Origin of the sequence: Streptomyces sp. NPDC050448 (assembly GCF_040655295.1) — a bacterium.
Taxonomy (GTDB): Bacteria; Actinomycetota; Actinomycetes; order Streptomycetales; family Streptomycetaceae; genus Streptomyces.
Window position 1 is genome coordinate 40953 of record NZ_JBFAJR010000014.1, and the last position, 24416, is coordinate 65368.

The 24416-nt window shown below is 70.5% G+C and carries 22 protein-coding genes and 4 pseudogenes; 11 read left to right on the forward strand and 15 right to left on the reverse strand.

From position 1 onward, the window contains the following. Positions 1-51 precede the first annotated feature (51 nt). From AB0I68_RS18610 to AB0I68_RS18630, 5 genes are all read right to left on the reverse strand, one after another. Positions 52-291, reverse strand: a complete 240-nt coding sequence (locus AB0I68_RS18610; RefSeq protein ID WP_363178398.1) for a DUF397 domain-containing protein — start codon at positions 289-291, stop codon at positions 52-54. Between the two features lie 120 nt (positions 292-411). After that, positions 412-1587 (reverse strand): thiolase domain-containing protein, encoded by a 1176-nt coding sequence (locus AB0I68_RS18615; RefSeq protein WP_363178399.1) that lies wholly within the window; start codon positions 1585-1587, stop codon positions 412-414. Continuing rightward, positions 1584-2654 carry a thiolase domain-containing protein gene (locus AB0I68_RS18620; protein ID WP_363178400.1) on the reverse strand — a complete coding sequence of 357 codons (1071 nt, stop codon included), beginning with the start codon at positions 2652-2654 and terminating at the stop codon, positions 1584-1586. Before AB0I68_RS18620 ends, AB0I68_RS18615 begins: the two co-directional genes overlap by 4 nt. Beyond that, on the reverse strand, positions 2654-3631 hold the full coding sequence (locus AB0I68_RS18625) for an OB-fold domain-containing protein (protein ID WP_363178401.1): 978 nt from the start codon (positions 3629-3631) through the stop codon (positions 2654-2656). Before AB0I68_RS18625 ends, AB0I68_RS18620 begins: the two co-directional genes overlap by 1 nt. A 432-nt stretch (positions 3632-4063) precedes the next feature. Then, positions 4064-4864 carry a crotonase/enoyl-CoA hydratase family protein gene (locus AB0I68_RS18630; RefSeq protein ID WP_363178402.1) on the reverse strand — a complete coding sequence of 267 codons (801 nt, stop codon included), beginning with the start codon at positions 4862-4864 and terminating at the stop codon, positions 4064-4066. Positions 4865-5052: 188 nt separating this feature from the next. Between AB0I68_RS18630 and AB0I68_RS18635 the strand changes: the two genes are divergently transcribed. Continuing rightward, entirely contained in the window at positions 5053-6726 is a 1674-nt protein-coding gene (locus tag AB0I68_RS18635; protein ID WP_363178403.1) for an acyl-CoA synthetase, read from the forward strand. Between the two features lie 204 nt (positions 6727-6930). Here AB0I68_RS18635 and AB0I68_RS18640 read toward each other — a convergent pair whose 3' ends face one another. Further along, positions 6931-7146: a hypothetical protein gene (locus tag AB0I68_RS18640; protein WP_363178404.1), complete on the reverse strand. Its 216-nt coding sequence runs from the start codon at positions 7144-7146 to the stop codon at positions 6931-6933. A gap of 143 nt (positions 7147-7289) precedes the next feature. Further along, complete coding sequence (locus AB0I68_RS18645) at positions 7290-8162, reverse strand: alpha/beta hydrolase (RefSeq protein ID WP_363178405.1); 873 nt, start codon at positions 8160-8162, stop codon at positions 7290-7292. Positions 8163-8264: 102 nt separating this feature from the next. Between AB0I68_RS18645 and paaK the strand changes: the two genes are divergently transcribed. Next, complete coding sequence (paaK, locus tag AB0I68_RS18650) at positions 8265-9566, forward strand: phenylacetate--CoA ligase PaaK (protein WP_363178406.1); 1302 nt, start codon at positions 8265-8267, stop codon at positions 9564-9566. Here the strand turns inward: paaK and AB0I68_RS18655 are convergent. Next, positions 9532-10482, reverse strand: a complete 951-nt coding sequence (locus tag AB0I68_RS18655) for a LysR family transcriptional regulator (RefSeq protein ID WP_363178407.1) — start codon at positions 10480-10482, stop codon at positions 9532-9534. The two genes, paaK and AB0I68_RS18655, sit on opposite strands and share 35 nt — an antisense overlap. Before the next feature lie 144 nt (positions 10483-10626). On the opposite strand from AB0I68_RS18655, the gene AB0I68_RS18660 reads away from it, so the two are divergent. The 3 genes from AB0I68_RS18660 to AB0I68_RS18670 all read left to right on the forward strand — a co-directional run bounded on the left by AB0I68_RS18660 (position 10627) and on the right by AB0I68_RS18670 (position 12563). After that, on the forward strand, positions 10627-11382 hold the full coding sequence (locus AB0I68_RS18660; RefSeq protein WP_363178408.1) for an SDR family oxidoreductase: 756 nt from the start codon (positions 10627-10629) through the stop codon (positions 11380-11382). 47 nt (positions 11383-11429) lie between these two features. Further along, the gene (locus tag AB0I68_RS18665) at positions 11430-11636 is read left to right on the forward strand and encodes a 4-oxalocrotonate tautomerase family protein (protein ID WP_363178409.1); all 207 of its coding nucleotides are present in this window, start codon (positions 11430-11432) and stop codon (positions 11634-11636) included. A gap of 105 nt (positions 11637-11741) precedes the next feature. Beyond that, positions 11742-12563 (forward strand): YhjD/YihY/BrkB family envelope integrity protein, encoded by an 822-nt coding sequence (locus AB0I68_RS18670; protein WP_363178410.1) that lies wholly within the window; start codon positions 11742-11744, stop codon positions 12561-12563. Positions 12564-12605: 42 nt separating this feature from the next. Here AB0I68_RS18670 and AB0I68_RS18675 read toward each other — a convergent pair whose 3' ends face one another. After that, complete coding sequence (locus tag AB0I68_RS18675; protein WP_363178411.1) at positions 12606-14168, reverse strand: fatty acyl-CoA synthetase; 1563 nt, start codon at positions 14166-14168, stop codon at positions 12606-12608. Between the two features lie 225 nt (positions 14169-14393). Between AB0I68_RS18675 and AB0I68_RS18680 the strand changes: the two are divergent. Continuing rightward, positions 14394-14801, forward strand: a pseudogene (locus AB0I68_RS18680) (penicillin acylase family protein); the annotation flags it as partial. On the opposite strand, the gene AB0I68_RS18685 reads toward AB0I68_RS18680, so the two are convergent. Next, positions 14761-15300 (reverse strand): YcaO-like family protein, encoded by a 540-nt coding sequence (locus tag AB0I68_RS18685; protein ID WP_363178516.1) that lies wholly within the window; start codon positions 15298-15300, stop codon positions 14761-14763. The pseudogene AB0I68_RS18680 and the gene AB0I68_RS18685 overlap by 41 nt on opposite strands. Positions 15301-15449: 149 nt before the next feature. On the opposite strand from AB0I68_RS18685, the gene AB0I68_RS18690 reads away from it, so the two are divergent. Then, a complete protein-coding gene (locus AB0I68_RS18690) occupies positions 15450-15674 on the forward strand; it encodes a hypothetical protein (protein ID WP_363178412.1) in 225 nt (74 codons plus the stop codon). A 148-nt stretch (positions 15675-15822) separates the two neighbouring features. After that, positions 15823-16464, forward strand: a pseudogene (locus tag AB0I68_RS18695) (DUF6615 family protein); the annotation flags it as partial. Between the two features lie 435 nt (positions 16465-16899). On the opposite strand, the gene AB0I68_RS18700 reads toward AB0I68_RS18695, so the two are convergent. The 4 genes from AB0I68_RS18700 to AB0I68_RS18715 form a co-directional block, all read right to left on the reverse strand. Next, complete coding sequence (locus AB0I68_RS18700) at positions 16900-17301, reverse strand: hypothetical protein (RefSeq protein ID WP_363178523.1); 402 nt, start codon at positions 17299-17301, stop codon at positions 16900-16902. A gap of 422 nt (positions 17302-17723) precedes the next feature. After that, on the reverse strand, positions 17724-18893 hold the full coding sequence (gene mycP / locus AB0I68_RS18705; protein ID WP_363178413.1) for a type VII secretion-associated serine protease mycosin: 1170 nt from the start codon (positions 18891-18893) through the stop codon (positions 17724-17726). A gap of 21 nt (positions 18894-18914) precedes the next feature. Further along, positions 18915-20369 carry a hypothetical protein gene (locus AB0I68_RS18710; RefSeq protein ID WP_363178414.1) on the reverse strand — a complete coding sequence of 485 codons (1455 nt, stop codon included), beginning with the start codon at positions 20367-20369 and terminating at the stop codon, positions 18915-18917. After that, the gene (locus AB0I68_RS18715; RefSeq protein WP_363178415.1) at positions 20366-20848 is read right to left on the reverse strand and encodes a hypothetical protein; all 483 of its coding nucleotides are present in this window, start codon (positions 20846-20848) and stop codon (positions 20366-20368) included. The genes AB0I68_RS18710 and AB0I68_RS18715 overlap by 4 nt, the downstream gene beginning before the upstream one ends. Positions 20849-21177: 329 nt before the next feature. On the opposite strand from AB0I68_RS18715, the pseudogene AB0I68_RS18720 reads away from it, so the two are divergent. The 3 genes and pseudogenes from AB0I68_RS18720 (at position 21178) to AB0I68_RS18730 (ending at position 23544) form a co-directional block, all read left to right on the forward strand. Continuing rightward, positions 21178-22675: pseudogene (locus tag AB0I68_RS18720) on the forward strand (ISL3 family transposase). Positions 22676-22813: 138 nt separating this feature from the next. Further along, positions 22814-23092, forward strand: a complete 279-nt coding sequence (locus tag AB0I68_RS18725) for a hypothetical protein (protein ID WP_363178417.1) — start codon at positions 22814-22816, stop codon at positions 23090-23092. Then, the gene (locus AB0I68_RS18730) at positions 23089-23544 is read left to right on the forward strand and encodes a hypothetical protein (protein WP_363178418.1); all 456 of its coding nucleotides are present in this window, start codon (positions 23089-23091) and stop codon (positions 23542-23544) included. The genes AB0I68_RS18725 and AB0I68_RS18730 overlap by 4 nt, the downstream gene beginning before the upstream one ends. 386 nt (positions 23545-23930) lie before the next feature. Here the strand turns inward: AB0I68_RS18730 and AB0I68_RS18735 are convergent. After that, positions 23931-24146 (reverse strand): annotated as a pseudogene (locus AB0I68_RS18735) (IS256 family transposase); the annotation flags it as partial. Positions 24147-24416: the final 270 nt, after the last annotated feature.

The window sequence follows — 24416 nt, forward strand, 5'->3', positions numbered from 1 at the left end:
TGACCGGTGGCCGGTGCCGGTCGGGCCCGGCCAGGACCGGGCCAGGTCCGGCTACGTCAGGTCGAACTCCCCGCCCCGCGCGTTCATGACGAACTTCCGCCACTCGTCCGGCGCGAAGATCAGCGAGGGGCTCTCGGGGCGCTCGCTGTTGCGCATCGCGATGAACCCCTCGACGAAGGCGATCTGGACGTCGCCCGCTCCCCGGCTGCTCGACTGCCAGTCCGCCTCGCTGAGATCGAGGTCCGGCTTGCCCCAGCCGGCCAGAGGCTGCGAAATCATGCTCTCGGCCACGTGCGTGCTCCTCCCGGTACGTCGTCCGGGGGCCAGAGTAACCATCGCGGGGGGTGCCGCACAGGCCACGGTGAGTCACCCGTGGCCGGTCCGGCACCACGGCCGGAAGAGGAATTCCGTTCAGGAACCGGGCTCTTGCGCCCCCACCAGCCACATCGCGAAGAACTGCGCGCCGCCGCCGTACGCGTGGCCCAACGCCCGGCGGGCGCCCGGAACCTGGTGTTCACCGGCCTGGCCGCGGACCTGCAGGGCCGCTTCCGCGAAGCGGATCATGCCGGAGGCGCCGATCGGGTTGGTGGACAGCACCCCGCCGGAGGGGTTCACCGGGAGGTCGCCGTCGAGTTCGGTGACCCCGGCCTCGGTGAGCTTCCATCCCTCGCCCTCCTCGGCGAAGCCCAGGTTCTCCAGCCACATCGGCTCGTACCAGGAGAACGGGACGTACATCTCCACGGCGTCGATCTCCCGCCGGGGGTCGGTGATCCCGGCCTGCCGGTAGACGTCGGCCGCGCAGTCCTTGCCCGCCTGCGGGGAGACGAAGTCCTTGCCCGCGAAGAGCGTCGGCTCGCTGCGCATCGCCCCGCCGTGCACCCAGGCCGGCGGCCGCGGCGAACGGGCCGCGCCCGCCCGGTCGGTGAGGATCATCGCGCAGGCCCCGTCCGAGGAGGGGCAGGTCTCGGAGTACCGGATCGGGTCCCACAGCATCGGCGAGGCCTGGACCTTCTCCAGGGTGATGCCGTGCTCGTGCAGGTGCGCGTACGGGTTCTTCAGCGCGTTGCGGCGGTCCTTGTACGCCACCAACGAGCCGACCGTGTCGGGCGCGCCCGTGCGCCGCATGTACGCCCGCACGTGCGGGGCGAAGAAACCGCCGGCGCCCGCCAGCAGGGGCTGCTGGAAGGGGACGGGCAGCGACAGGCCCCACATGGCGTTGGATTCGGACTGCTTCTCGAAGGCCAGGGTCAGGACGGTGCGGTGGACCCGCGCCGCGACGAGGTTGGAGGCGACCAGCGCGGTGGACCCGCCGACCGAACCCGCCGTGTGGACGCGGAGCATGGGCTTCCCCACCGCGCCGAGGGCGTCCGCCAGGTACAGCTCCGGCATCATCACGCCCTCGAAGAAGTCGGGGGCCTTGCCGATGACGACCGCGTCGATGTCCGCCCAGGTCAGCTCGGCGTCGGCGAGGGCACGGGTCGCGGCCTCGCGGACGAGCCCCGCGATGGAGACGTCGTGGCGCGCGGCGACGTGCTTGGTCTGGCCGATGCCGACGACGGCCACGGGCTCCTTCCCCGATGTGCTCATGCTCGGTCCCCTTCCAGGACGGCGACCAGGTTCTGCTGCAGGCAGGGGCCGGAGGTGGCGTGCGCGACGGCCCGGTCGGACTCGCCGCGGTGGATCCGGGCGGCGGCCTCGCCGATCCGGATCAGGCCGGCGGCCATGACCGGGTTGGCGGCGAGTGCCCCGCCGGACGGGTTGACGGTGACGCCCTCCCCGAGTCCCAGTGCCTTGCGGAGGACCACCTCCTGGGAGGAGAACGGCGCGTGCAGTTCCGCCGTGTCCACCGGGCGCGCGAAGACCCCGGCGTGCTCGGCGGCGATCCGGGTGGACGGGGAGTCGGTGAGGTCGCGCAGGCCCAGGCTGTGGGCCTCGATGCGGTGGTCGATGCCGGTGATCCAGGCGGGCCGCTCGCAGAGCCGCCGCGCGGTGTCGCCCGCGGCGAGGACGACGGCGGCCGCGCCGTCGCCGATGGGCGGGCAGTCACCCGTCCGCAGCGGCCGGACCTGGTAGTCGCCCTGCGGGACGGCGGCGCCGCGCAGCTGGGCGTGCGGGTTGGCCTCGGCGGCGGCCGCACGGCTGCGGGCGCCGACGGCGGCGAGGGCGCCTTCGTCGGTCTCGCCCGCGTCGATCAGCGCCTGGGCCTGAAGGGCGGCCAGGGCCACCGAGTCGGGCCAGAGCGGCGCGAGGTAGTACGGGTCGAGCTGCCGCGTCAGGACGTCCCGTACGGACCCCGGCGAGGACTTGCCGTACGCGTAGACGAGCGCGGTGTCGGCCTCGCCGGTCTGGATCTTGACCCAGGCCTCGTAGAGGGCCCAGGCGCCGTCCATCTCGACGTGCGACTCGGAGATCGGCGGCCAGGCGCCGACGCCGTCGAGGGTCATGGTGAAGGAGAAGGCGCGGCCGGCGAGGTAGTCGCTGGATCCGGAGCAGGTGAAGCCGATCTCGTCGGCCTTCAGAACGGTCTGGGCCAGCACCCGGTGCAGGACCGGCATGACCATCTCGACTTCGCTGAGTTCGTCGGTGCGGCGCAGGTGGTCGCTCTGCGCGAAGGCGACGACGGCGACGTCACGTACGGGTCCGGTCCCGGGCATCAGATGAGCTCCTTGTACGCGTCGTAGTCCGCGTCCGGCTCGCCGGTGGGGCGGTAGTGGTCGGGGTGGCGGCCGCCTTCGGTCCACACCGGTTCGACGCGCAGGCCCATGCGGACCTGGTCGTACGGGATGCCGCCGATCCGGCCGTGGAGGGCGAGGTCGGCGCCGTCGAGGGCGATGTGGGCGTAGACGTAGGGGACCTCGATGTCGAGGTTCCTGGCCTTGATGTTGACGATGCAGTACGTGGTGACGGTGCCGGCCGGGCCGACCTCGACCTGGTCGGTGGTGGCGACCCCGCAGGTGGGGCAGGCGCCGCGCGGCGGCACGTACACCTTGTGGCAGGAGGGGCAGCGCTCGCCGACGGTCCGCCGCTCGGCGAGGGCGTTGATGTACGCGGTCTGGGCGCGGCCGGGGCTGTACGTGTAGTCGAGGCGGGCCTCGGCGACGATGCCGGTGACGGCGTCGGCGAACTGCCCGTCGTGCGGGGCGGCTTGCGCGGGCGCGTCCCCTTTATGGGGCTCGAACTCATGGGGCTCGAAGCAGGCGATGTCGGTGATGGCGCCGGTGCGTTCCCCGGCCCAGCGGATCCGTACCCGCATGCCGGTGCGGACGGCTTCGGGCCCGGGGGCGTCGAGGGCGTGCAGGATCGCGGTGTCCGCGCCGTCGAGGCGGACGAGTACCCAGGCGAAGGGGGTGCCGAGGGGCTGGTGGGGGCGGGGTTCGCCGTTCCAGGCCCAGGTGGTGACGGTGCCGGTGGCGCCGACCTCGACGAGCTCGCGGATCTCCTCGGCGGTGACGGGGTCGTACTCGACGGGCGGGACCATCACCGTGCCGTCGGTGGTCCTGACGCCGAGGACGACGCGTTCGCGCAGCCCGGTGAGGAAGGCGCTCTGGACGGGTCCGAGGGAGCGGGTGAAGGGGAACTCGACGACGAGGGGTGCGCGCAGCACCTCGGGCGGGGACGCGGCTGTTGTCATGAGCGGTTCTCCGATGTCCAGAACGGTCAAAAACGTGCACGTCCAGCGAGAGTCCGGGACGACGCCCGCCCGGCAGAAACCCAGCCCCGCCGGCATCACCGCCGCGGCTTGGGGCATCTCCAACCCCGCCGGCAATGGAGGCGCGGGGGGCATCTCCAACCCCGCCGGCAATGGAGGCGCGGGGGGCATCACAGCCCCGCCGGCGATTGAGGCGCGGGGGGCATCACAGCCCCGCCGGCGATTGAGGCGCGGGGGGCATCACAGCCCCGCCGGCGTTTGAGGCGCGGGGGTCCGGGGGCAGAGCCCCCGGCAGCGGCGCGGCACCGGCACTCGACCCGCCAGCCGCGGCGGGCCCGCCAGGCGCAGCGGGCCCGGCAGAAGCCGCCAAGGCAGCGGCAGCGCACCGCACCGCCCCGCACCACCCCGCCCCGGCTACTCCCGCCGGTACACCGCCGGCCTCTTCTCCGCGAACGCCCGCGCCCCCTCCTTGGCGTCGGCCGTGTCGAAGACCGGCCAGCCGCGTACCAGTTCCGCGGCCAGCCCGTCCGTCTCCGTCAACTCCGCCGTCTCGTAGACCGAGGCCTTGACCGCCTCGACCGCGAGCGGCCCGCACGCGTTGACCTGCTCGGCGATCTCCAAGGCCCTGGCCAGCGCGGTCCCCTCGGGGACGACCTGCCCGACCAGTCCGATCCGCGCCGCCTCCTGCGCGGAGTACGGGCGGCCGGTCAGCAGCATCTCGAGGGCGTGCGTCCGCGGGATCTGCCGCGGCAGCCGTACCGTCGAGCCGCCGATCGGGAAGAGGCCCCGTTTGACCTCGAACAGCCCGAAGGTGGCGCCTGCGCCCGCGACCCGGATGTCCGTGCCCTGCAGGATCTCGGTCCCACCGGCCACGCAGTACCCCTCCACCGCCGCGATCACCGGCTTGCGCGGCCGGTGATGGCGGAGCATCGCCTTCCAGTGCAGGTCGGGGTCGGCCTTCAGCCGGTCCCGGTACGGGGCGCCCGCCATCCCCTTCCCGGCCAGCGCCTTGAGGTCCATCCCGGCGCAGAAGTCCCCGCCCGCGCCGGTCAGGACCACCGAGCGGATCGTGTCGTCGGCGTCCGCCTCCAGCCAGCCGTCGTACAGCCCCACCAGCAGCGGCAGCGAGAGCGCGTTCTTCGCCTCGGGCCTGTTCATGGTGAGCACCAGCGTGGCGCCGTGGCGCTCCACGGTGAGGTGTTCCGTCCCACCCATTGCCGTCCTCCCGTCTCAAGACCTAGAACAGGTTGCAGGAGGGGCGGGTGCAGTTCAATAGTTTCCTGACACACAGTCAGATTTCTTGGGCCGCACCCTTCCCACTTGTGCTGAGCGGAGCTCTAATGACCGCCGGGCGAAACAGTCATGGGCCCGGCAACGGGCAACCTCGGGGGTGAGGAGGAACGGTGGAGTACAACCTTGCCGACCTGTTCGAGTCGGTCGTCGACGTGGTCCCGGACCGCGAGGCCCTCGTGTACGTGGACCACCCCGGGACCGGCGCCGAGCGCCGCCTCACGTACGCGGAGCTGGACGCGGCGGCGAACCGCATCGCGCACCACCTGCTGGACAGCGGCCTGAAGCCCGGCGAGCACCTGGGCCTGCACCTCTACAACGGCATCGAGTACCTCCAGACCGTCCTGGCCTGCCTCAAGGCCCGCCTCGTACCGGTGAACGTCAACTACCGGTACGTGGAGGAGGAGTTGGTCTACCTCTACAACGACGCCGACCTCGCGGCGCTCGTCTTCGAGGGCGAGTTCACCGAGCGGGTGGCCGCCGCCCTCCCGCAGACGACCGGGCTGCGCCACCTGATCCGCGTCGGGGCCGCCCCCGAGGGCGCTCCGGAGCCCTCGATCGCGCCGGTCGCGTACGCGGACGCCGAGGCGGCCGGCTCGCCCGCGCGCGGTTTCGCGCCCCGCTCCCCCGACGATCTGTTCATCATCTACACGGGCGGCACCACCGGTATGCCCAAGGGCGTCATGTGGCGCGCGGAGGACCTGTTCTTCGCCGGGCTCTTCGGCGGCGAACCCTCGGGCGAGCCGGTGAAGCGCCCGGAGGAGCTGGCCGAGCGGGTCGCGGCGCGCGGCGCCGGGCTCACCTTCTTCCCCGCTCCCCCGCTGATGCACGGCACCTCGACGCTGACCTCGTTCATCGCCTTCAACTACGGCCAGCGGGTGGTCATCCACCGCAAGTACGTGCCGGAGGAGGTGCTCCGCACGATCGAGAAGGAGAAGGTGTCGAGCGTGTCGCTGGTGGGCGACGCGATGCTCCGGCCGCTCATCGACGCCCTGAACGGCCCGCTCGAGGGGACCGACCTGTCCTCGCTGTTCAGCGTCTCCTCGTCCGGGGCGATCATGTCGGAGACGGTACGGGCCGACTTCCAGCGGCTGGTGCCGCACGTGCTGCTCCTGAACAACTTCGGGTCCTCGGAGTCCGGGTCCAACGGCAGGGCGGCCGTCGACTCGAGTCCCGAGAAGGGCTTCCGCCTCGTCGTCAACGACCGTACGCAGGTGGTGGATCCGGTGACGCACGAGCCCGTGCCGGTGGGCGTACCGGGGCGGCTCGCACAGCGCGGCCATGTCCCGCTCGGCTACTACAACGACCCGGCGAAGACCGCTGAGACCTTCTTCCGGAAGGGCTCCGAGCGGTGGGTACTGCTCGGGGACATGGCGACGGTGGACGACGACGGCATCGTCACGGTCCTCGGGCGCGGCTCGCAGTGCATCAACACGGGCGGCGAGAAGGTCTACCCGGAGGAGGTCGAGCAGGCGCTGAAGTCCCATCCGGACGTGTACGACGCCCTGGTCGCCGGGGTGCCGGACCCGAAGTGGGGCAGTCATGTGGCGGCGGTGGTCCAGGTCCGGGCGGGGGCCCCGGAACCGACCCTGGAGGAGATACAGAGCCACTGCCGGACCAGGCTCGCGGGGTACAAGATCCCGCGCCAGCTGGTCGTCACGCCGGCCGTCCAGCGCTCCCCGAGCGGCAAGGCGGACTACCGCTGGGCGAAGTCGGTGGCGACGGAGGCGGACGCCGCAGTCCGCGGGGAGCACCGGACGGTTCCGGGAGGCAGCGCCGCCCGGTAGCCCGCAGGCAGCGATCGTCGGGACCGGGACCCACCTGTACGGGCTCGCTCCGGGGCCCCGGAGCGGCTCGCTCCGGGGCCCCGGGCCGGCACGTGACGGCCCTGGCGCCGGCGGCCTCGGCCTCCGGGCCCTCCGCGGCCGTCCTGACCCGAGCCATCCCGAGCCGCCCGAGCCTTCCCTGGCCGCCCGGGCCGCCCGGGCCGCTCAGAGCTGGTCGCGCAGTTCGGCCGCCAGGGTGCGGGTCCAGGCCGCGAGCTCGTCGCGGTCCGCGCCCTGGCCCAGTACGTCGGCCTGCTCGTCGGAGATCCGCACCGGACCGGGGTGTTCCAGCAGGAGGGCCACCTCGGCCAGCACCCCGACCAGGCGGCGGGCACCGGAGGCGCCGAGCCGTACCGATACCGCGGGGTCGATGACGGACATCACCGCCGCCTCCCTTCGCGCCTCCTTCGGCGGGGACGTCTCCTTCGACCGTACGCCGGCGGCCGGGCCGCCTCGTGCCGCCCGGCCCGCGCAGCCCCGCCGCCGCCCCGCCCCGCCCCGGCCCGCCCGGCCAGGCCGGGTGCTCAGGACCCGGTGGCCAGGAAGCGCTCCACGCGGGCCGCGAACCACTGCGGGTCGTCCAGCCAGGGGAAGTGCGCGCCGCCCGCCTGGACGTCGACGACGCCCTGCGGGAAGAGCCCTGCGAGTTCGGCGGCCAGGGCGGGGGTGGGGTTGCTGTCCAGTTCCCCGGCCAGTACCAGCACCTCTCCGGCGACCCGGCGGAGCCCGGCCCTGGTGGCGGGCGGGTCGAAGGCTCCGGGGCCGGCGAAGGCGGCCGCGGCCGCGGCGTTCTTCTCGCGGTCGCTCGCGTCGATGTGGGCACGCACTTCCTCGTCCCAGCGCCCGTACGCCAGGGGCATCGCCTGGCGCCAGTCCGCCGGGGTGGGGGTGCCGCCGTCCGCCAGGACCCCCAGGATCCGCTCGTAGGCGGCAATGGCCGTGTCGTACGGCTCGCTGCCCGACCGCACCCGGACGACCTCCAGGCGCTGCTCCGGGGTCGCGTCGAGGTCCACGGCCCAGCAGGTCGGGGTGACCAGGACCAGGCGACGGACACGGTCGGGGTGGGCGGCCGCGTACAACTGGGCGAGGTTTCCGGCAGCCGAGTGGGCGAGCACGTCCATGCGCTCCAGGCCGAGGTGGACCCGGAGCGCCTCGACGTCGGCGACCTGGTGGTCGACCCGGTACGTGGACTCGTCCGCCGGGATCGCCGAGTCGCCGGTGCCCCGCAGGTCGAGGAGGATCAGCCGGCGCCCGGCGGCCAGCCCGCCGAGGTCGCCCAGGTAGGACGAGGCCCGCATGGCGCCGCCCGGGAGGCAGACGAGCGGCTCGCCCTCCCCCCGGACGTGGTAGGCGAGTGCGGTTCCGTCGTGGGTGTGGAAGATCGACATGGGGTCCATCCCATCATGCGATCACTCGTTCGAGTCATTGATTTAGCCGCCGGGCTGAGGCAATCTACCGAATGATCGGTCGGTTCGCTCGGCTCACGATGAGGTGACGGCATGACGGCGTACGCGGATGTCCACGACGACAGCGAGCGGCTGAGCGGCGACGAGCTGGCCGCACTCCAGCTGAAGCGGCTGCGCACCACCCTGAGCCGCGCCTACGACCGGGTGCCCCACTACCGGCAGGCCTTCGACAAGGCCGGAGTGCACCCCGACGACTGCCGGTCCCTCGCCGATCTCTCCCTCTTCCCCTTCACCACCAAGGCCGACCTGCGCGATCAGTACCCGTTCGGCATGTTCGCCGTGCCCCGCTCCGAGGTGCGCCGCATCCACGCCTCCAGCGGCACCACCGGCCGCCCCACCGTCGTCGGGTACACCGACGGGGACCTCTCCACCTGGGCGGACGTCGTGGCCCGGTCCATCCGGGCGGCGGGCGGCAGACCGGGCCAGATCGTGCACATCGCGTACGGGTACGGCCTGTTCACCGGCGGCCTCGGCGCGCACTACGGCGCGGAGCGGCTCGGCTGTACGGTCGTCCCCGCGTCCGGCGGGATGACCGACCGCCAGGTCCGGCTGATCCAGGACTTCCGGCCGGAGATCATCATGGTGACGCCCTCGTACATGCTCACGCTGCTGGACGAGATGGAGCGCCAGGGGATCGACCCGCGCAGCACCTCGCTCCGTACGGGCATCTTCGGCGCGGAGCCGTGGACCGAGGAGATGCGCCGGGAGATCGAGCAGCGGCTCGGCATCGACGCGGTCGACATATACGGCCTGTCCGAGGTGATCGGCCCGGGTGTGGCGCAGGAGTGTGTGGAGACCAAGGACGGCCTGCACATCTGGGAGGACCACTTCTATCCGGAGGTCGTCGACCCGTTCACCGGCGAGGTGTTGCCGGAGGGCGAGTTGGGGGAGCTGGTGTTCACCTCGCTCACCAAGGAGGCCATGCCGGTCATCCGCTACCGGACCAGGGATCTGACCCGGCTGCTGCCCGGCACGGCCCGGCCGGCGTTCCGTCGGATGGAGAAGGTGACCGGCCGCAGCGACGACATGATCATCCTGCGGGGGGTGAACCTCTACCCGACCCAGATCGAGGAGATCCTTCTCCGCACGCCCGGCCTGGCCCCGCATTTCCAGCTGCGGCTGACCCGGGAGGGCCGGATGGACGCCCTGACCGTACGGGTGGAGGCGCGCCGGGAGGCGGATGCCGGTCAGCGGGAGTCCGCGGCCGCCGCCGTGGTCCGGGCGGTCAAGGAGGGCATCGGGGTCTCCGTGGGAGTCGAGGTGGTCGACCCGGAGACCCTGGAGCGCTCGGTGGGCAAGATCAAGCGGCTGGTGGACCTGCGAGAAGCCCGGTAGCCCGCCGCGAACCCGCCTCGGGACGCCCGAGGCGGGCCACGAGCTCCTGCACGAAGGCGTCCACGTGCGGCGGCCTGGGGCCGGGGCGGGTGGCGCAGAACCAGGTGCGGGTCAGGGGCCGGGCACCGATCGGGACCAGCGCCAGGCCGTGGGAGGCCGCGTACGGAGCGGCCACCCAGTTCGGCAGGACCGCGATGCCCTGGCCGCCCGCCGCCATCTCGATCACCAGGTCGGTGACCAGGGGCATGGTGGTGATCCGGGCGGGCCGGGCCCCGGGGGGAATCGGCAGCGGGAACGACGGGATCCGGCTCTGGTCGTAGACGTCGTAGAGGACCAGGTCCACACCGGTGAAGTCGGCGGCCGTCACGTGCTTGCGGGACGCCCAGGGGTGCCCGGCCGGCACGACGGCCACCATCTCGTCCTCGAACAGCGGGATCAGGTCCACCCGGTCCATCTGCACGTCCGGCTTGGTGACCAGCGCGACGTCGACGAGGTCGGCGAGCAGCGCAGGAATGGGGGCGTCGTCGGCGACCGCCTCGATCCGCACCTCGGCATCGGGCTCGCGCTCGCGGAAGGCGCGCAGCACCGGAGGCAGCCACTGGAAGGTGGTGCTGCATTGCGCGGCGAAGCGGACCCGGCGGTCCCGGCCGTCACGCATCTCCCGCAGATCGCGGGTGGCCGAATCCACTTCGCCGAGGATCCGGTGCGCTGCGACCAGCATCCTGCGGCCGGCCGCGTTCGGAACGAGGCGGCGGCCCTGCCGGTCGAACAGCTGCATGCCCAGCCGGTCCTCCAGACGGGTCAAGCGCTGACTGAGGGCGGGCTGGCTCACGAAGAGCCGTTCGGCGGCCGCGGTCAGCGATCCGGCGTCGGCGGTGGCGGCCAGAAGCTCCAGGTCACGCAGATCCACATCCATAAGACTGGATTATCACATGCTTCAAACTCCGTCGTGGTGTTATGAGTTCAGGGCTCATACGTTGCTGGTGTCGCTCGACGAACGACGCAAGCGGCCGGACCGTCCGCCCGGCCGCCGAACCGACTGAGCCCGAAAGGCCGAACCATGTCCGACACCAGCACCCGTACCCGCACCCGCACCGCCTTGATCACCGGCTCCTCCAGTGGCATCGGCCTGGACATCGCCCGCGCCTTCCTGGCCGACGGGGCCAACGTCGTCCTGAACGGCCGCGACCCCGACCGGCTCGCCAAGGCCGCGGCCTCGCTCGGCCATCCGGAGCGCGTCGCCCGGGTCGCGGGCACCATCGCCGACCGCGCCACCGGCGAGGACCTCGTCCGTACCGCGCTGGACCGGTTCGGCAGCGTCGACGTCCTCGTGAACAACGCCGGCACCTTCGCTCCGAAGCCCTTCACCGAGGTCACCGAGGAGGAACTGGACGGCTTCCTGACCCACAACCTCAAGGGCACGTACGTCACCACCCAGGCCTTCGTGCGCGCCGTCCGCGCGCAGGGGCGCGGCGCCGGCATCGTCAACATCGGCACCGTCCTGGTGGACCACGGCCTGGCCGGCTTCCCGGCCTCCGCACCGGTCGTCAGCAAGGCCGGTGTGCACGGGCTGACCACGAGCCTCGCCGCCGAACTCGCGGCCGACGGCATCCGGGTCAACCTGGTCTCGCCCGGCATCATCCGCACGCCGCTGCACGCGGGCTCCGATGTGGACTCCTTCGGCGGCCTCGCGCTCCTGAACCGGGTCGGCGAGGTCTCCGAGATCTCCCAGGCGGTCCTCTACCTCGCGGACGCCGAGTTCGTGACGGGCCACGCCCTGCGCGTGGACGGCGGCCACGTCACCGGCCGCTCCTGACCGTGCCCGCCCCGGCCCCGCCCACCCGTTTCCCGGAAGGACCCGTCATGCCGTACGTCAACGTGAAGATCACCCGTGAAGGCGCCACCGCCGCCCAGAAGGCCGAGATCATCTCCGGTGTCACCGATCTCCTGGTCCGGGTCCTCGACAAGGACCCCGCCACCACCTTCGTCCTCATCGACGAGGTCGCCCTGGAGGACTGGGGTGTCGGGGGCGTCCCGACCGGGGAGCGCCGCCGCCGCGCCAAGGGCTGAGCGCATCCGCGCAAGCTGCCGCGCGGGCAGGCGAAACCACCCCTTCGGGCCTACTTCGGGGGAGCCTCCGAGAGCCGGCGGGTCCGTCCGGGTAGTTCATGAGGCGTGACCTCGATCTTCCGACAGCTCCACGACCGGCTCCAGGCCTCCCCGGCCGGGCTGGCGTGGAGCCGGGGGCGGGAGATGGAGCTCATGCACCGGGCGATGGGCTTCGCCGCCCTCGGCTTCCTGACCCTGGTGCCGCTCCTGGTGGTCGTCGCGGCCGCCGCCCCCGGCAGCGGCTCCGGCTTCGGCCGCTGGCTCGGCCAGGCACTCGGGGTCACCGAGTCCTCCCGGGCCCGGGTCGAGATGCTGTTCAGTGCGGCCGACCTGGCGCTCGAACGGACCACGGCCTTCGGGCTCGCGGCCCTCGCCGTCTTCGGCCTGACCTTCGGCTCGGCCGTACAGACCGGGTACGAGAAGGTCTGGGACCTGCCCACCGCACGCTGGCACACCATGTGGCGGCACGTCGTCTGGCTCGCCCTGCTGGTCTGCTATCTCGCGCTGCTCGTCGAGATCCCCGCGCCGTCGCACGACGCGTCCGGCACGATCCTCGGCACCACCGGCGATCTCGTCGGCACCTGCCTGTTCTTCTGGGGCTCCCAGCGGCTGCTGCTCGGGGGCCGGGTCCGGTGGCGGGCCCTGCTGCCGGGGGCGGTGGCGACCAGCCTGGGCCTGCTCGGCCTGCGGGTCTTCTCCCAACTGGTGTTCTCCCCGCTGATCGCGTCCAACGCCGTCACGTACGGCCCCTTCGGCACCCTGCTGGTCGTCCAGTCCTGGCTGGTCGGCGTCGGCTTCGTCGTCTACGGCGGCGCCCTGGTCGGCCGCCTGGTCCACGAACACCTCACCCTCCGCCGGCTCCGGGACACCGGGCTGCGGCCCGGATGAAGCCCGCAGGACGCAGCAGGAAACCGTGCCCGCCGAACGACGTCAACGGTCCGGGCGGCCCTCCTGCTCCGGCCGGTCCTGCTGCCCGAACCGGTCCCGGAGTTCACGCTTGAGGATCTTGCCGCTGGCGTTGCGCGGGAGGTCGTCCACGAACAGCACCCGCTTGGGGGCCTTGAAATGGGCCAGCTTCTCCCGGGCGTACGCCAGCAGCTCCGCCTCCGTCACCTCGCCGCGCGGCACCACGATCGCCGTGACGGCCTCGATCCACCGCTCGTCGGGCAGTCCCACCACCGCCGCCTCGGCCACCCCCGGGTGGGTGTACAGCGCGTCCTCGACCTGCCGGGAGGCCACCAGCACACCGCCCGAGTTGATGACGTCCTTCACCCGGTCGACGACGGTGAAGTACCCCTGCGCGTCCCGCACCGCCAGGTCCCCGGAGCGGAACCAGCCGTCCCGGAAGGCCCTCTTCGTCGCCTCCGGGTCGTTCCAGTAGCCCAGGCAGAGCTGGGGTGAGCGGTACACCACCTCGCCCGCCGTGCCGTCCGGCACGTCCGCGCCGTCCTCGTCGACGACCTTCGCCTCGACGTGCCGGACCGGCCGCCCGCACGAATCCATCCGCCCTTCGTGCTCGTCCGGTCCGAGCACCATGGCCAGCGGCCCGATCTCGCTCTGCCCGAAGCAGTTGTAGAAGCCGAGCCCGGGCAGCCGCGCCCGCAGCCGCTCCAGAACGGGCACCGGCATGATCGAGGCCCCGTAGTACGCCTTGCGCAGCGCGCCCAGTTCGCGGCGCCCGAAGTCCGGGTGGCCCGCGAGCCCGATCCACACCGTGGGCGGCGCGAAGAGACTGTCCGCCCGCCCCGCCTCCACCAGACCGAAGATCTCCTCGGCGACGGGCGCGTCCAGGATGGTGTTCTGCGCGCCCACCGCCAGGTAGGGCAGCAGGAAGACGTGCATCTGCGCCGAGTGGTAGAGCGGCAGCGAGTGCACCGGCCGGTCCGCCTCGGCCAGGTCCAGCGCCTCGATCGCGCTCTCGTACTCGTGGACCAGCGCCTGGTGCGTCATCATCGCGCCCTTGGGCAGCGCCGTGGTTCCCGAGGTGTAGAGCAGCTGCACCACGGCCTTCGGGTCGCGGTCCGCCGCGAAGGGCCGCGGATCGGCGAGCTCCGCCAGGAAGGAGCCGGGCGCGTCGCGCAGCGGCCGTACGGCGTGGCCCTCGGGGATCCGCGCGGCCAGGTCCGGGTCGGCGAGGACCAGCGAACTCGTGCAGTCGTCCAGGATGTGCGCGAGGTCCTCGCCGGTGAGGTTCTGGTTGACCGGGACGTGCGTGAGCCCGGCCCGTGCGCAGGCGAGGAAGGCGAACAGGTAGGCGTCGCAGTTGTGGGCGAAGGTCGCGACCCGGTCGCCGGCGGCCAGCCCGTACCGCTCCCGCAGGACGGCGGCGCCGGTGGAGACGGCGGCGTCGAGCTCCGCGTACGTCCAGGTCCGTTCGCGGTAGCGGACGGCCACCCGGTCGGGGACCCGCAGCGCGCTGTCGCGCACCAGCCCGTCGACCGTGTTCCGCCGCACCGCCTGCCCTGCCTGCACCGCTGCCCGTGCTGCCGTCATGGCGCGATCCTCGTCTCCGCGTACGCCCAAGGTCAATAACCGGATACCAAACGGGATGTTGACAGATCATCAGACTGCCTGCATGAGTGCGGGGGCACGCAAGCACCGCCTGCATCACGGGCAACCACGCCCATCCGCAGGCTACTTGGAAGGCACGTTGCGCTTTCTCGACGGACACTTCCGCACCCGCCCGCTGCTCCGGCGCGCCGCTCTCACCGGCGGGCCCTGCTCGCCGCCACGGCCGCGGCCCCGCAGGCCTCGGCCCGGGGGGCCGCCCCCCCGCTCGGGCGCGCCGCCGGGCCCGCGCCCCCGCGGCCGCGGGCGGGGGCGGCCGCCGCCGACCGCGGGCCGTCCGGCGGCGGCCTGTCCGCCGTCATCCGGTACACCGAGAACGGCATCCCGCACATCCTGGCCCAGGACTACGCGCACTTCGGCTTCGGCACCGGCTGGGCCCAGGCCGCCGACCAGGTCTGTGTGCTCGCCGACGGGTTCGTGACCGTGGCCGGCGAGCGCTCGCGCTGGTTCGGCGCCGACGCGGCGCCCGACGGCTCGCTCTCCTCCGCGACCAGGAACCTGTCCAGCGACCTGTACTTCAAGGGGGTGCGGGAGTCCGGCACCGCCGAGAAGCTCCTCGCCACGTCCAGGACTCGATGCCAGGCACGATGACCCGTACGACTGTGGCGGGAACGCCGAGCGCAGAGAGGTCGACGACGATGGCCTGGTCGAGTCCGCGGGCCCGCAGCCGTTGCAGCAGCAGCTGGACGTCGGCCATGACATCCGTGCTGGGGTGCGAGGCGACGTCCTGGAGCCGGACGGAATGGGCGGATGGCTTGATCGCCCACGATTCGGGATTCGCGCGGTTGCTGCGCCGCACGTGGTAGAGGGCCTTTTCCACGGGCTGACCGGGAGCAGTGATGTCCTCCCGCATGGCCTGGAGGTCCACGACGCGGGACTGGGCAACCTCACTGATCGCACGGGTGACCGCGACCTCGGCGTCCAGGTGGGTGCCGATACCGTGGTGGGAGCGGGAGAACGACTCGGCCACGAACTCGGACACCACAGCCTGGAAGCTGGGGATGCCGGTGGCCGAGGTGATGTTCTTGACCTCGATGTCGATCGCCGACCAGATCACCAACCCGAAGTGCTGGGAAAACGAACCAGCGCCGAAGGCCAAGCCCGCGTGCAAGACGCCGGCATAGTCCCCGGCGGGGAGGAGTCCACACTCCTCCCCGCCCCTTCACGTGCAAGAGAAGCACGATGGACACCGGCACCCTGCGGTGGTTGATCTCGCAGCTAGGTCCCGATACCGACCGAATCGCTGCCCTGCTCTCCGAGCCCCTGCGTGTGATCGTCAACGGAGTCGCGACGATCGACCACTCGGCCAACGTGGCGGCCCTCGAACGCCGCCTCAACCAGCTCGACAGCCAGACGGCGCCCGACGACCAGTCGCCCGCGTCCCTCGACAACCTCGTTGCCATCCCGCTGATCGCGAGGACGCGTCGCTGAGCAATGCCGCCCTCCTCCCATGGAGCGCGCCAAGCCGGTCGACACGGGCCCGTAGGTTGTAGCCATCGCGTCGTACGGGGGAAGTGGTGTCGTGGTGTCGGCCTGTTCATGTGGACATGAGCTTCAGGCTTCGTACCGCTATTGCCCTATGTGTGCCAGACCTCGTGACGAAGGAACCGCCGCGTCAACGAGCTGGGCGGCATCGCCGGGCCGCTCTTTGTGCCGCACTCTGCGAGCATGCGCCACTCGCACCTTCGAGTGGCTGAGCACCGACCACTACGAACGAGACGTGCCAGGGGAAGAGGCGTATACGCAGTTCAACCTTCAAGACTTGCGCCGAGGACACCCGAATCGAATCGTGATCCGCGAGTTCCACAGGGCGGAAGAGTCCCGTAACGGCGCCGACTGGGAGTGGTGGTTCCACTCTGGGGGCAGCGGCTTCGGGATGCGCGTTCAGGCGAAACGGGCAAAGCGCGGTGGAGGATACGATCTCGAACACGTCGTTCGTAGCACCGGCGCCCGACAGAGCGAGCTCCTGGTGGAGGACGCACTGATCGCCGGATGTGTCCCCGCGTACGTGCTCTACAACCACCGCAACTGGGTTCCAACCTCCGCCACCGGACGCGCAGTCGACTGCCGGCACGGACTTGGCACACCCACCCAACTGGGCTGCACCATCGTTTCAGCCCTCACCGTGCGGGCCGAACTTCGCGGTCCAAGGCCCTCGCCGGCACATGTCCGGGATCGCAGCATGCCGTGGCATCGCATCCTCTGCGACGCACCGGGCAGAGGCCAGACGAGCCTTGAAGCGGCGCACACCGCCGTACGGGATCTGCACGTGCGCGGGCGGGATGCTCTCCGCGCTGCCGCTCGGGATGAGTACTACAGGGAACGAAACCTTGCTCGTTACAGCGGTTCTGACGCCATCGAGGGTTGGCTAGCCATGCCCGATGCCCCTGTAGTCGCGAACGGACAGGAACCCATTGACGCGGAAGAGGCGGTGCTAGGACTACCCGTCTATCGCGGCTTGGACGAACTCGCCCAGACACCGCTGTCTTCCTTGCCCGACCGCGTACGAGCCATGCTCCAGGGCCGAGAAGCCGAGCCGACTGACGAGCGCGTAGCCGGGGCCCGTAGTCGTGGATCTTGGCACGCCTCGGGGCTGCCGAGCATAGAACTCGTCGTTCGGATCACCCTCGGTCGGTACCTAAGGGCCCGTAAAGAATCAACACGTTGGTTTGGTCTCCGTCGTGAGGGTCGCGCCGTGTGCGGTGGCGTGGACGAGGAGTCCTGCCAGGGTGTTGAGGTGTGCTGCTGGGGGCCGGGGGGTGTGTGCATGCTGGTCCATCAGGTGCCGGATCTCGCTGGTGGTGTGGCGGATGGTGAAGCTCTCCTTCGTGAGCGCCCCGGCGGCCTCGCCGGTGGCGGTGGCGGCGTGCTTGCCGTCCGTCTGGAGCCGCGAGTGCAGCTTGTACGCCTCGGTGCCGATGGCGCCGATGTGGTCCTGGTTGAGCTCCAGGTCGCCACCGCCGCCGCCACCGGGCTCGACAGGTACGTGGTTGAGCCGCATGGAGACGTTGGTGGCGGCCGTGGCGCGTGCCGCCGACCATTCCTCGTCGAACGGCATCGCGTGCTTTTCTCCTTGTGTCACATGAGCGTCTAACACGTTGAACTACGCCTGTGGTTACGGCTCCGGCAATGAGCAGCAGAATCCCATCCCGGGCAGGGCCCGGGGAAGGAGTCTGCGGGTGTCCGTCTGGATTCCGTACGGGGAGTGCGGACCCGGGGCCGGTGTGCGTCGGCCCGGGGCCAGGGGCGTGCGGCTGCGCAGCCCCGACGGGGTCGTTGGCTCGACGCAGTGGGCGGGTCCGCCGCGCAGCGGCTGGCCTCGGTCATCGACCCTCGGAGGTTTCATCGGCCTTCATGGCACCGAGGCGCCATTGTCGGGGCCGAACCGTCTCGGCGCCGCCGGCCGGAGACGCGACGACCCCGGCCGGCGGGAGACCCGCCAAGGCCGAGGTCGTCTCCGAGCATGCGCATCGGGCGCCGTCAGGCGTTCCTCCGCCGGACGACGACCGCGGTGACGGCTCCCCCGATGAGCACGCAGGCACCGAGCCCGAGCCCCATCCAGAGAAGGCTGCTACCGCCGTCCTTCTTGGCCTCTGCCTGGGGCGCGGGCGCATTGGACTCGGGCTTCTTGCCGTCAGCCGACGGGGCAGGCGAGTTCTTCCCGTCCGCCGCCGCCAGGTCGGGGAGCGGGAAGACATCCGCCGGACCGGGGTCACCGGGCGTCTCCAGGGCGACCCGCGGCCGCGCGATGCCGTAGCCCACGAAGTCGTTGCGCGGGGCACCGTCGACGGGCTTGCCGGCGGTGTTCAACAGGACCCGCAGGACCTGGTTGTTGGTCCAGTCGGGGTGAGCGGACCAGAGCAAAGCCGCGGAGGCGGAGGCGAGGGCGGAGGCGTCACTGGTGCCGTTGGTCTTGCACAGTCCCGACTTGGCAGTGCAAGCCAAGACGATGTTCATGCCGGGTGCGGCCAAGTCCACCTGGGGACCATGCTGCGACTCCTTGGTCGGCTCGCCGCTGGCATCCACTGCTCCGACGCCCACCACTCCTGGGGTCCCTGCGGGGTAGGTGAGCTCGTTGGTCGAATCGCCGTAGTTGCCAACCGCGGCAAAAATCAGCTTGCCCTTGGACAACGCGTACTTCACCGCTTTAGCCCGCTCCAGGTCATCCTCCGGCTTACCGTCGATTCCCAGGGACATGTTAATGATTTTGGCATCGGAGTCTGCCGCGTACCGAATTGCCGCAACCCATGTCGGCGTTGCCTTTTCAGTGTTCGAAACGAGGATTGGGAGAATCTTGACGCCGGGGGCAAGGCCGTAGGCGCCGTCGCCACTCGGATGTTTTCCCGTTCCGGCGATCAAGGCAGCCATGCCTGTGCCGTGACTGCCCTGGTCAGTAGGTCCGTCGCCACCTTGCGGCGTGAATCGCTTGCCAGGGACGAGCTGGCCTTCCAGCTCGGGAATTTCCCTGACCCCATCGTCGATTACCGCGACGGTGACGCCCTTCCCCGTGCTGACTTTCCAGATCTCGTCCGCCTTCATGGCGTCGAGATGCCATTGCTGCGATCGAATGGTCTCCGCGTGGGCCGGGGTCGCGGCGACCCCGGCCAGCAGCAGGCCCACCAGGGCCGCGGTCGCCTTGCGCATGTGCATCCCGTGCAACGTCCGTTCTGCTCAGTCGATCACCGGCGGAGCAACGCGACGGTTGCCCTGCCAGGTCTCTTCGTCCTCGACCAGGTAGTCGGGGCGTTCGCCGCCTTGGTCCTCACGTCGCGTGCCCCGAGCATGCGTACCCGCACCCGCATGGCCCATGGCACCGCCACTGTTGCGTACGAGACCCGAGCCGCCCTGCGTGAACGGCTGGCCGCCCGCGATCGGGCGAGCGACCGCAGCGGCCTGGCGACCTCCGACGATGCCTCCCGGCTCCGAGGCAAGTCGACGACCTGCCGCGAAGCCGTTCTGGCCGCCTCCGTGACCGCCGCCGGGACCCATGCCACCGCCCAGCCCACGGCCGACCTGGGTACCTTCGCCGATGACGGTGCCGCGCGGGATGCCCGAGCTGGGTCCGGTGGACCTCACAGGCCGGCCGCCCGTGATGCTGCTGTCACGCGGGGACATTCCCGGCGTGCCGAGGACCTTGCCGCCGGGAGGAGGGGTGCCGGGACCGCCCAGTCCCGGGTAGGGGCCGATACCCGGGCCGGTGCCGCCGGGCGGCTTCATGCCTCCGACCGGCGGGAAGCTCACGGGCGGGAGAACAGGGCCGGGAGTGGGGCTGACAGGCCCTGTGGGCAGCGGGCCGGGCGTGGTCGTCAGCGGAGGCACAGTCCGGTCCGGAAGCGTCGCTACGCTGTCGAGGTCCACGTCCACCCCGCGGTCCGGAATCGACGGCACGGGCACTGACGGGACCGTGATGTCCGGCTGCGGCGAACGCCCAGGCACCGATCCGGGATCACCCGAGGACGTACCGTGCGACGACCCCTGCGTCGTGTACGAGGAACCTGTCGAACCGGCGCCTCCGCCAGACCCTCCTCCGGGCCTCGCCATCTCCTCTGAACTGCCGTAGTAGCCAGGCGGCACCAGCACATTCGGCGGCGGCGGGAACGTCGGAATCTTCGCAGCATCCATATGCTGCGCCGACTTCTCGTACGACCCGGCCAGCTTGGTCATCGCGTCCACAGCCCGCGCGTGGTCTCCGCTCAGCTTCGACCAGGCCTCCTGGCCCAGCTTCACCGCATCCGGGTCGTTGTGGTACTCACGGGACGTCGCGAGGTTCGCCCTGAGGGTCGCCTCCGCAGACGCGCTGTAGTTGGGCATGTTGCCCGCGCCGTAATCGGTCGGCTTGACCTCACGCATGATTTGGGTGGTCTCCGCCATGTACTTGCCGCCGGCTGCGCTGTACTCGGCCAGCACCAGCGTGGCACTACCCGTCTGGTTCACCCAGTTCTGGAAGGCCTCGGCCGCTTCACCCTCCCAGCCCTTGACCTTGTGGTCCTTGAGCTTCTTTCCGATCTCTTCGATCGCCTTGGCGGCATTGGTGAGCTGCGTTGCGCAGGTAAAGGTCTTGTCCGGGTCGATCGCAGTGACCATGGCGTACAGCTGCGCGTGAGTGTAGCCCTCGAACTCGCTCATCCGAAGACAGCACCCTTCTTCGTCCCGTTCGGCTGCGGCGCATTCGGCGTGGCCGGCTGTCCGCCGTCGGCCGACTTGTCCGCGTACGGATCCCGCTCCCGGACGTATTGCTCATGGGCCTGCTTGGCAAGGAGGCCCATGCGCCGCTTCGTCTCCTCGTCCACCTCGCTGTAGCCGCCGCCCGCGGACTGGATGGCGATGCCGAGAGCCTCGATCTGCACCGCCAGCCCCTTCGACAGCTTCTGCAGCTCCGTGTGGACGGTGGTGTACGCCTTGTGGAGCTTCTCGGCCTGAGCGAAGCCCTTGCCCTGGGCTGCCTGCGACAGTGTGCCGTCGGCCAGCTTCCCGTGATCAGCCGGAGACTCCTGAAGCGTCGCCAGGAGACTGTCCACCAGCTTCTGATAGTCCTTCAAATCGTCGTACTGGACCTGCAGCGCCGCAGCGGTCGCCCCGTAAGCCGCGCCCGCGAGCACGCCCATCGGACCCGGCAGCCCCAGGGCAAGGCTCGCTCCCACCAGGCTCGCCCCGTTTCATCTGCCACGATGGCCTCCCCGACTCCCCGAAATCCCCGTGAGCGCAGCGTTTCCGCCGCTCCCCGTCCCCGTTCGCGCCGTTCGCACGTGCGCGTACTACGTCTTACCGATCACTCTAGCGACCGGTTCCGACAGTCCCAAGCTCGGGGTTGCACGTGCAATGGGGTCTGTCAAACCAACGGCTCTGTTCTGTAGTCGGTGGTGACGCTGCGTCCTTGGCTGCAATCATGGATTGTGCATGATGCCAACTCTCTTGTGAATGTGGTGTTTCGGGGCTGTCGGCGCTGGTCATCGAGGATGTGGTGGACGGCGACGAGGTGGTCCGGGTCGCGGCCCGGACCCGGGATGTCCCGGTTCCGTGCCCGGTGTGCGGGGTGCCGACGGGGAAGGTGCACGGGTACCACTGGCGGACGGTGGCGGACGTGCCGTGGACGGCCGCCGGGTGGTGGTCCGAGTCCGTGTGCGCCGACTGGTCTGCCCGGGCCGGGGCTGTCCGCGGCAGACGTTCCGGGAGCAGATCCCCGGGCTGCTTGAGCGCCTACAGCGCCGCACGACACGTCTGACCAGGCAGCTCTCGCAGGTAGTCAAGGAGTTATGCGGCCGGGCGGCCGCCCGCCTCGCCCGGTCCCTGGGCCGTGCCGGCCGCCTACGCCAGCGCCCTGCGCCTGCTCAGGCACATCCCCACGCCGGCCTTGCGGATCCCACGGGTGATCGGGGTCGACGACTTCGCCCTCAAGCGTCGGCACCGCTATACGACCGTGATCATCAACGCCGAGACCAGCGAACGCATCGACGTCCTGCCCGACCGCACCGCCCCCCCGCTGACCGCCTGGCTGCGCGAGCACCCCGGGGCCGAGTACGTCTGCCGCGACGGCTCGGCTACCTACGCCGAGGCGATCCGCCAGGCCCTGCCCGAAGCGGTGCAGGTCAGCGACAGGTGGCACCTCTGGTCCAACCTGTGCGGGAAGGTCCTGGCCGAGATCCGCTCCCACGCCGCCTGCCGGGCCACCGCGGTGAACCCCGCCCGGCCCGGAGGCCTACGCGAGCAGACCACCCGTGAGCGCTGGCACAAGGTCCACAGTCTACTCGGCCAGGGCGTCGGCCTGCTCGAATGCGCCCGCCGCCTCGATGTCGCCCTGAACACCGTCAAGCGGTACGCCCGCATGAAGGAGCCACCGCAGAGCGCCTCGCACCCCGCTACAAGCCCACGCTCGTCGACCCTACCGCGACTACCTGCGTCGGCGCCGGGCCGAGGACCCCGCGGTGCCCGTCACCCACCTCCTGCGCGAGATCAAGGAGCTGGGCTACACCGGCAGCGCGAACCTCCTGGTCCGCTACATCACCCAGGGCCGCGCCGAAGGCGAACGGCCGCTCACCACGCCGCAGCGCTTCGCCCGCCTCCTCCTCACCCGCCCGGAGAACCTGCGCGACAAGGACACCGCTCACCTGCGCGAACTCGCCAGAGCCTGCCCGGAGATGACCGAACTCACCCGCCTCGTCGGCGAGTTCGCAAAGCTGCTGACCCCAGCGAAAGGCAACGACACCAAGCTCACCGACTGGATCACGTCAGTTCGCGCCGCCGCCCTGCCTCACCTGCATTCCTTCGCCAACGGCCTCGAACTCGACCGCGCCGCCGTCGACGCCGGCCTCACCCTCCCGTACCACAACGGCCGCACCGAGGGCGTCAACACACAAACCAAACGGATCACGAGACAGATGCACGGCCGAGCCGGGTTCCCCCTCCTCCGCCACCGCATCCTCCTCCCACAATGAGGACGCAGCGTCACCACCGACTACGAAACAGAGCCGAACGTTTTACAGTCCCACGCGTTGGGCTGGACCGACTCGCTGGGGCTTGCGGCACGGGGGCCGAAGGATCCGCTTGACCTTGGGCAGGGGTATCGAGGGCGATTGGACACCTGGCAGGAAGGGATGAAGGGGAGAGACTTTGAGATCCACGTCTACGACAAATCTGGCCGCGAGGTGGGTATCTTTGGCAGCGACGGCTGGTTCAACAAGCACCGAACAATAGGTGCAGATGTTGAAGTTCCGCCAAGTGTCGAGAACGCGCTGAAGGGGAAAGCCATCGACACCATGCGGCGGCATGGACGGATTGGCCCGAAGGGGACCGAAGACGTCACCGGAGATAAATGGCAGCGACCCCGTCTTGCCTCGGAAGGCTGTAAATGAAATATGTGAAGGCGGACTGGGATTCAGAGATGCACGGGTTCAACCTGGACTCGAGCGCCTATCTCGTCGAACTTCCGCAGATGCGGGACGCGTTGCCTGCCGGAGCCTGGGCTTTCGCCTCCGACGCCGAGCACTACAGCATGCGCAGTGCCCGATCTGTAAAAGACCTCGAACTGGCAAGAATCTCCGTGCCGACGGACAAGCGTGGGGTCTTGACCCTGGAATTTTCCGCCAACCAGTGGAAGCATGAATCCGGTCTTCGAATTCGGTACTCTGGGGTCTCGCACTTCTCGATCGACTACGACCAGTCGATCAACTGGATGCAGGCCGATACGGTGCTCCTCGACGAGATCCTTCCGCGGCATGATGGTTGTAGCCACGAAATTGTGCTGACCGATGCGTCGATCACTGTTCACTGCCAGGACCTTGAAGCCGTATGGAGTGCCGCGTGATGAGCAGTCTTGCTGCCGGGACGCAGGGGCCGTCGTCATCGGAGTCTTCCTTCTGGCCTGGCTGGTCGGCGTCGGGTGTGGTGCGAGCTGGGCGTTCAACGTGCGGGGCATCGCGGTGCGGCGGGCCGAAGGCATTCGGCAGCGCCAGCAGCCGGTAGGGATGCAACTGGCGCAGCCAGCCGGTTCGAACGGGCACTTGTGAACACCCCAGTGAGGAAGTAGTAGCCGTCACGGCGGAGTACCCGCGCTGGCCCCCGGGGCGTCGTAGCCGCCAGTGCGGTAGCCAGTGTGGTCTTTCCCGCCCCGGCACCTCCAGTCACCGTGACCAGCATGTTCTCTCCTCGCTGTCGTGGTGACGCCCGGAGCGTCGCATACGACCCGAGGACTCACGCCACCAGGTCCGAGGCGCCCTCCACGAGGTGACCGTTCTCGAAGCGGGCGCCGGCACGGACCAGGGGCACCAGGTGCGCCCCGGTGATCGCGCGCCAGCGGGCCTGTGCGGACTCGACCAGTTTGAACACCATCGCCAGGGCCGCGGCCGGGCTGCCGGCACCGCGGGTGACCTTCGTCCGCAGCTTGACCGTGGAGAACGTCGAATCGACACGTCGCAACCCGTCTCATACATGCCCACTGCCACCGCCGCCTCCGCGACGGCAGCACCGGCCAGCACTTCTGCCTGCCCGACAGCCCTCGGGGCTTGTTTGAGCCGGTTGCCTGGAAATCGGGCACGGCCGGTTCTGAGGGGCCCAGCACGGAGACGCGCTGGGGCTACCCGACGAGCTGTTCTTCTCCACCCTGACCCGACGTCTACTACGCCGCGGCCAGTTCGCCTCCCGCGACGAACTGGCCGCGGCCATCGACACTTTCGTCTT

Excerpts from the sequence above, each read along its gene's own strand:
- AB0I68_RS18675 (WP_363178411.1), bottom strand. The coding sequence starts at position 14,168 with ATGACGGCAGCACGGGCAGCGGTGCAGGCAGGGCAGGCGGTGCGGCGG.
- AB0I68_RS18665 (WP_363178409.1), top strand. The coding sequence starts at position 11,430 with ATGCCGTACGTCAACGTGAAGATCACCCGTGAAGGCGCCACCGCCGCC.
- AB0I68_RS18640 (WP_363178404.1), bottom strand. The coding sequence starts at position 7,146 with ATGTCCGTCATCGACCCCGCGGTATCGGTACGGCTCGGCGCCTCCGGT.
- AB0I68_RS18645 (WP_363178405.1), bottom strand. The coding sequence starts at position 8,162 with ATGGACCCCATGTCGATCTTCCACACCCACGACGGAACCGCACTCGCC.
- paaK (WP_363178406.1), top strand. The coding sequence starts at position 8,265 with ATGACGGCGTACGCGGATGTCCACGACGACAGCGAGCGGCTGAGCGGC.
- AB0I68_RS18700 (WP_363178523.1), bottom strand. The coding sequence starts at position 17,301 with ATGCCGTTCGACGAGGAATGGTCGGCGGCACGCGCCACGGCCGCCACC.
- AB0I68_RS18715 (WP_363178415.1), bottom strand. The coding sequence starts at position 20,848 with ATGGGCGTGCTCGCGGGCGCGGCTTACGGGGCGACCGCTGCGGCGCTG.
- mycP (WP_363178413.1), bottom strand. The coding sequence starts at position 18,893 with ATGCACATGCGCAAGGCGACCGCGGCCCTGGTGGGCCTGCTGCTGGCC.
- AB0I68_RS18620 (WP_363178400.1), bottom strand. The coding sequence starts at position 2,654 with ATGCCCGGGACCGGACCCGTACGTGACGTCGCCGTCGTCGCCTTCGCG.
- AB0I68_RS18625 (WP_363178401.1), bottom strand. The coding sequence starts at position 3,631 with ATGACAACAGCCGCGTCCCCGCCCGAGGTGCTGCGCGCACCCCTCGTC.
- AB0I68_RS18630 (WP_363178402.1), bottom strand. The coding sequence starts at position 4,864 with ATGGGTGGGACGGAACACCTCACCGTGGAGCGCCACGGCGCCACGCTG.
- AB0I68_RS18710 (WP_363178414.1), bottom strand. The coding sequence starts at position 20,369 with ATGAGCGAGTTCGAGGGCTACACTCACGCGCAGCTGTACGCCATGGTC.
- AB0I68_RS18655 (WP_363178407.1), bottom strand. The coding sequence starts at position 10,482 with ATGGATGTGGATCTGCGTGACCTGGAGCTTCTGGCCGCCACCGCCGAC.
- AB0I68_RS18615 (WP_363178399.1), bottom strand. The coding sequence starts at position 1,587 with ATGAGCACATCGGGGAAGGAGCCCGTGGCCGTCGTCGGCATCGGCCAG.
- AB0I68_RS18660 (WP_363178408.1), top strand. The coding sequence starts at position 10,627 with ATGTCCGACACCAGCACCCGTACCCGCACCCGCACCGCCTTGATCACC.
- AB0I68_RS18730 (WP_363178418.1), top strand. The coding sequence starts at position 23,089 with ATGAAATATGTGAAGGCGGACTGGGATTCAGAGATGCACGGGTTCAAC.